The organism is Acidovorax sp. KPB24-03 (genome assembly GCF_057546605.1).
The window spans coordinates 1-1,676 of record NZ_BAAJYR010000591.1; the positions used below are offsets into that span (position 1 = coordinate 1).

Genomic DNA, 1,676 nt, shown 5'->3' on the forward strand with positions numbered 1-1,676 from the left:
CGCGCCCAGGCCCGCCAGCGCCGCGCTGCGCAGGGCATAGAGGCTGTCGGTGCCCATGCGCGGGTGGATGGCGAAGCGCTCCACCGCGCCGTCCGGCACGCGGGTGAGGGACACCTCGCGCTGGTAGTAGGTGCGCAGGGCCAGCCAGGGCAGGTCGCGCAGCGCGCTCGCGTGCTCGGGCACGGCGCCGCCCGGCAGCAGTTGCGGCGCCGCGACGACGATGCGCGGCACCTCGGCCAGGTGGATGGCGACCACCGAGGGGTCGTCCACCGCCCCGACCTGCACCGCGCAGTCGATGCCCTCGGCGATGAAGTCGGGCCGGCGGTCGTGCAGCAGCCATTCGACCGACACCTCGGGATACTGCCGCAGGTAGTCCGCCAACGGGGCGATGAGCTGCTCCTGCCCGAAGGCATGCGGCACCAGCACACGCAGCGTGCCGCGCGGTGTGTCGTGCGCGCCCCGCAGGTCGGCCTCCATCGCGCGCCAGTCGTCCAGCAGCGCCTTGGCATGCGCGAAGCAGCGCTCGCCGTCTTCGGTGAGCTTCATGACATGGGTGGAACGCTGCAGCAGCCTGAGCCCCAGCGACCGCTCCAGCGCCTGGAGCCTGCGGCTCACCGTGGGCTGGGTGGTACCCAGTTGCTGGGCGGCGGCGGAGAGGTTGCCGGCTTCGACGATGCGCACGAAGGTCTGCATGAGTTCGATGCGATCGACGCCGGCAAGGGAGGCCGTGGCAGAGGCTTGCTTCATACGCCAAGCGTATAGCAGATGTGCGCATAAGCCCACTACCCAGAGCGAGGCGGTTCGCACAAACTCCGGCCCATCGCTTCCATTCAAGGGTCTTCCCCATGTCTTCCATTCAAAACCCGCATGCAGCCGCTGAGACGGGTGGTGCTTCCACGGGCGTGCCGGCGCCGCTGTTGCTGCTGCTGGCCACTGCCGCGGGCTTGAGCGTGGCCTCGCTTTACTACAGCCAGCCCATGCTGGGCGTGCTGGGCCCGGACATCCACGCCAGCGAGCGCGCCGTGGGCCTGGTGCCCACGCTCACGCAGCTGGGCTATGCGCTGGGCATCTTGTTTCTGGCCCCGCTGGGCGACCGCTACGACCGCCGCCGCATCATTTTGGCCAAGGCCGCCGTGCTGGCCCTGGCCTTGCTGATGAGCGGGTTCGCTCCCGGCATCGGCTGGCTGCTCGTTGCCAGCCTGGCCATCGGCCTGTCGGCCACGCTGGCCCAGGACGTGGTGCCGGCCGCGGCCACGCTGGCCCCGGTGGCCCATCGCGGCAAGGTGGTGGGCACGGTGATGACCGGGCTGCTGCTGGGCATTTTGCTGTCGCGGGTGGTGAGCGGTTTCGTGGCCGAGCACTTCGGCTGGCGCGCCGTGTACGTGGCCGCTGCCGTGTCGATCGCGCTGATCGGCATGGCTGCCTGGAAAGGCCTGCCCAGCTTTGCGCCCACCACGCCGCTGCCGTACCGGGCGTTGATCGGCTCGATGGCCGCGCTGTGGCGCCGCCATGGCGCACTGCGCCGCGCCGCCTGGGCACAGGGATTGCTGTCGGTGGGCTTCAGCGCCTTCTGGTCCACCCTGGCCGTGATGCTGCATGGCTCGTTCCATCTGGGCAGCGCAGCCGCTGGCGCTTTCGGCCTGGCCGGCGCGGCGGGTGCCCTGGCTGCGCCGCTG

Annotated in this window: 2 protein-coding genes; one reads left to right on the forward strand and one right to left on the reverse strand. The window is 70.8% G+C overall.

Features of this window, described 5'->3' with window-relative positions; translation table 11 throughout:
• A partial coding sequence (locus AC27KI_RS24285) for a LysR family transcriptional regulator (protein ID WP_487116302.1) occupies window positions 1–747 on the reverse strand: 747 nt, incomplete at its 3' end.
• Between the two features lie 98 nt (window positions 748–845).
• Here AC27KI_RS24285 and AC27KI_RS24290 point away from each other — a divergent pair.
• The coding region (locus AC27KI_RS24290) for an MFS transporter (RefSeq protein WP_487116304.1) at window positions 846–1,676 on the forward strand (831 nt) is incomplete at its 3' end.